The organism is Streptomyces sp. ISL-10 (genome assembly GCF_018614575.1).
In the GTDB taxonomy this organism is placed as follows: Bacteria; Actinomycetota; Actinomycetes; order Streptomycetales; family Streptomycetaceae; genus Streptomyces.
This window is the reverse complement of the sequence record NZ_JAGGOJ010000054.1, coordinates 1-5,026: the sequence shown is the minus strand read 5'-3', so window position 1 is coordinate 5,026 and position 5,026 is coordinate 1. Positions and strand designations below refer to the sequence as shown.

Sequence of the window (5,026 nt, the reverse complement as noted above, 5' to 3'; positions counted from 1 at the left end):
CCAGCGAACGTCAACACCACCCGGCCCGCCGAACGAGCCGCCTGCTCCTCACCCGCAGAAGCAGCCAGCGCACGGAGTCGCGCCACCGCCTCATCCCGCTCCGCGGCCACCACTCCAGCCCGGAACTCCCACATCGAACGTGACGTCAACAACGCACGCCCCACATCAGCCAAGCCCGACACAGGCTGCTGCTCCAGGAAGTCAGCCAACTGCCCCGCAGCAGCCCGCAAACCCTCCGGCGACCGCGCCGACACCACCAACGGCACCACACCCGACGCCTCAGCGTCCGTGTCGACTGGTGCGTCGGAGACCGGCACACCATCCGCATCCATTTCTGCAGCGAGGACAGCAGGCTCGTCCGAGTCAGGGACGGCGCTGGCCGGGATGTCGGGAGTGTCCGGGGCTTGTTCGAGGATGACGTGGGCGTTGGTACCGCTGAACCCGAACGAGGACACGCCCGCCCGGCGCGGACGGCCGGTCACGGGCCAGTCCCGCTCCTCGGTCAGGATCCGCACATCCCCGACCGACCAATCCACCTTCGACGAAGGCGTCTCAGCGTGCAGAGTCCGGGGCAGGACCCCGTGCCGCATCGCCAGGATCATCTTGGCGATCCCGATCACACCTGCTGCGGCTTGGGCGTGTCCGATGTTCGACTTCGCCGACCCCAGCCACAACGGCTCACCCTGCTCACCGCGGTCGCCGTACACCGCAAGCAGCGCCTGCGCCTCGATCGGATCACCCAAAGCCGTGCCCGTACCGTGCGCTTCGACCGCGTCCACCTCAGCCGGAGCAAGTCCGGCACTCGCCAACGCCTGACGGATCACCCGCTGCTGCGACGGACCATTCGGAGCCGTCAACCCATTGGAGGCACCGTCCTGGTTGATCGCACTGCCCCGGATCACCGCCAGCACCTCATGCCCGAGGCGCTGGGCGTCCGACAGCCGTTCCAGGACCAGCATCCCGGCGCCCTCGGCCAAGCCAATGCCGTCCGCCTCATCCGAGAACGCCTTGCACCGGCCATTGAGGGCAATGTTTCCGAGCCGGGAGAACTCCACGAAAACGCCTGGGCCCGCCATCACGGTCACGCCGCCGGCGAGCGCCATCGAGCACTCACCCGCACGCAACGCCTGAGCGGCCAGGTGCAACGCCACCAGCGATGACGAACACGCCGTGTCCACACTTACTGCCGGACCCTCAAGCCCCAGCACATAGGAGATACGCCCCGACGCCACACTGTGCGCGCCACCGGTGGCTCGGTATCCCTCCATATCCCGGGCCGCGCCGGCCGCCGCCTGGAAGTCGTTCTCGATGATGCCGGTGTAGACCCCGACGTCACGGCCGTGCAGCGAGGACGGGTCGATCCCCGCCCGCTCCAGCGCCTCCCACGACGTCTCCAGCAGCAACCGCTGCTGCGGATCCATCGCCAACGCCTCACGCGGACTGATCCCGAAGAACCCCGCGTCAAAACCCGCCGCATCGGCCAGGAAGCCACCGACACGAGCAGACGATTTCCCCGCGGCGTCAGAATCCGAACCGAACAAGGCCTCCAGATCCCAACCCCGATCGGTCGGGAACTCCACCACCGCATCCGTGCCCGAGGACAACAGCTCCCAGAACGCGGCCGGGCTGTCCACACCGCCGGGCAGCCGCAGCCCCACACCCACGACCGCCACCGGCTCGTTTACCTGAACCGGTGTCGAGACGGGCGCGGATACGGCGACGGTGCCCGCCAACTGTGCGATCAGGAAGTCGGCCAGCGCCGACGGGGTCGGATAGTCGAACACCAACGTCGCCGGCAGCTTCACCCCGGTCAGGGCCATCAGCCGGTTCCGGAACTCGACCGCGGCCAGTGAGTTGAATCCCGCGTTGCCGAAGGTCTGATCGGCCCGCACCAGATCCTGGCCCGCAGCGCCGAGGACGACGGCCGCTTCGCCGCGGACCAGCTCGAACACATACCGCTCCCGGTCCTCCGGTGTCATTGCGGCCAGCTTCGCCGACAGGCCGGTCGCGGACCCGGCGGCGCGGCGTTGAGGACCAGCCAGCAGGCGCAGCGGTGCGTCGGGAGCATTGAGATCGGTGGCGGTGAAAGGTCGTGAGGCGAGAGCTTCCAGAGTCAGAACCGGCTCGCCGGCGGTGTCGGCCAGGTTCACCTTCAGTCCATCAGAACCAGGGGTGGCTCGGACGCGAAGGGCCGTGGCGCCGGTGGCGTGGAGAGCGACGCGGTTCCACGCGAACGGCATCTGCACCGTGTCGGTGTCGGTGTCGCCCAAGGGCGTCGCAGCCATGGACACGTGCAGCGCAGCGTCAAGGAGAGCCGGGTGGATCCCGTACCCGGCCGTATCGGCGCTCTCAGGGAGGGTGACCACGCCGAACATCTCCCCGTCTCGGGTCCAGACCGCGGTCAGGCCCTGGAACGCGGGCCCATAGACGTAGCCGCGGTCGGCGAGGCGTTCGTAGAATTCCTCAACCGGGACCGGTTCGGCTCCTGGTGGCGGCCAGGCCCCCACATCAGCACCGTCATGGACAACCGCAGCAGCGGCGGGAGCAAGGAAACCCTCGGCGTTACGCTCCCATCCCTCTCTACCCGAGGGACGCGAACTCACCGTCACCGGCCGTACCCCAGCCTCGTCGGCCTCCCCGACATGAACCTGAACGTCGACCACGCCCGAGGCCGGAATCCGCAACGGCGCCTGAATCACCAGCTCATCCAGGACCGGGCAATCCACCAGGTCACCGGCCGCGATCGCGAACTCGACCAGACCAGCACCCGGAACCACGACAGTGTCGGTAATCGCATGATCAGCCAGCCACGGATGCGCCTCCAGCGACAGCCTCCCCGCCAGCATCACCCCACCGGGAACATCGACCACCGCATCCAGCAACGCATGACCTGAGGAGCGAGCTCCCGCCAAGCCGGCCACCGACCGGCCATGCACACTCGGAGCCAGCCAGTACCGATCCCGCTGGAACGGATACGTCGGCAACGCAACGAACCGTCCCGGGGACCCCGCGCCTCCCGGAATAGCAGCGGCGAGCTCGGCCACGGAGACGGGACCACCCGCCACCCACACATCGACCATCGACTGGACGAACCTGGCCGGCTCATCCTCATCACGCCGCAACGTCCCGGCCACGACAGCATCCACAACGTCGGCCCGCTCCACCGCAGCCACCGCAGCCACCGCACGGAGCTTCGCTACCGCCTCATCCCGCTCCGCGGCCACCACTCCAGCCCGGAACTCCCACACCGAACGAGACGTCAACAACGCCCGGCCCACATCAGCCAGGTTCGACACAGGCTGCTGTTCCAGGAAGTCAGCCAACTGCCCCGCAGCAGCCCGCAAACCCTCCCGCGACCGCGCCGACACCACCAACGGCACCACACCCGACGCCTCAGGAGCGTCTCCCGCCTCCACGTCAGCGGGGCCTGATGCATGCTCAACGGTGACCGGGTCCGGGGCCTGTTCGAGGATGACGTGGGCATTGGTACCGCTGAACCCGAACGAGGAGACCCCCGCCCGGCGCGGACGGCCGGTCACGGGCCAGTCCCGCTCCTCGGTCAGGATCCGCACATCCCCGACCGACCAATCCACCTTCGACGAAGGCGTCTCAGCGTGCAGAGTCCGGGGCAGGACCCCGTGCCGCATCGCCAGGATCATCTTGGCGACTCCGGCGACTCCGGCTGCGGCCTGGGTGTGACCGATGTTCGACTTCACCGACCCCAGCCACAACGGCTCATCCTGCTCACCACGATCGCCGTACACCGCAAGCAGCGCCTGCGCCTCGATCGGGTCACCCAGCGTGGTCCCGGTGCCATGCGCTTCGACCGCGTCGACCTCAGCCGGAGCGAGTCCGGCACTCGCCAACGCCTGACGGATCACCCGCTGCTGCGACGGACCATTAGGGGCCGTGAGCCCGTTAGAGGCACCATCCTGGTTGATCGCACTGCCCCGGACCACGGCCAGGACCTCATGCCCGAGCCGCTGCGCGTCCGACAGACGCTCCAACACGAGCATCCCCGCGCCTTCGCCCCAGCCCACACCATCGGCGGTGTCCGAGAAGGCCTTGCACCGGCCGTTGAGGGCCATGTTTCGGAGCCGGGAGAACTCCACGAAGGATTCTGGAGTGGCCATCACGGTTACGCCGCCGGCCAGGGCCATCGAGCACTCGCCCGCACGCAACGCCTGAGCCGCCAGGTGCAACGCCACCAGCGACGACGAACACGCCGTGTCGACACTCACCGCCGGACCCTCAAGACCCAGCACATACGAGATACGCCCCGACGCCACACTCGGGGTCGCGCCCGTCGCCCGGTATCCCTCGAGGTCAGGGGTCGTTCCGGTTGCAGAGAGATAATCGTTGGCGATCAGTCCGGCATAGACCCCAACGCGCTCGCCCCGCAGCGAAGTCGGGTCGATCCCGGCACGCTCCAGCGCCTCCCACGACGTCTCCAGCAGCAACCGCTGCTGCGGATCCATCGCCAAAGCCTCACGCGGACTGATCCCGAAGAACCCCGCATCGAACCCCGCCGCGTCGGTGAGGAAGCCGCCCTCACGCACATAGGACTTCCCAGCAGCCTCAGGGTCCGGGTCGTACAGATCACCCAGATCCCAACCCCGATCGGTCGGGAAATCCCCCACCATGTCCGCACCCGACAGCAGCAGGTTCCACAGGGCGGCAGGGTCGTCCACACCACCGGGCAGCCGCAATCCCAGACCCACGATCGCCACCGGCTCATCCGTGACCGTCGCGGTCACGGGCATCACGGCGTGAGCAGGAGCGACCCCGACCAGCTCGCCCAGCAGGAAATCAGCCAACGCCAACGGAGTCGGGTAATCGAACACCAACGTCGCCGGCAACGGCATCCCAGCCAGAGCGGTCAGCCGGTTACGAAGCTCGACCGACGTCAGCGAATCAAAGCCAGCGTCATTGAACGCCTGGTCAACCCGGACCAGATCCCGACCCGCACCACCGAGAACGGCCGACGCCTCAGCACGCACCAACCCAGCCAGATAGTCGACCTGAT

General features: G+C 68.0%; 1 protein-coding gene. It reads right to left on the bottom strand.

Features of this window, described 5'->3' with window-relative positions; translation table 11 throughout:
* Window positions 1-5,026, bottom strand: a 5,026-nt coding sequence (locus tag J7E88_RS35275) for a beta-ketoacyl synthase N-terminal-like domain-containing protein (protein ID WP_215187588.1), incomplete at both ends; no start/stop codon positions are given.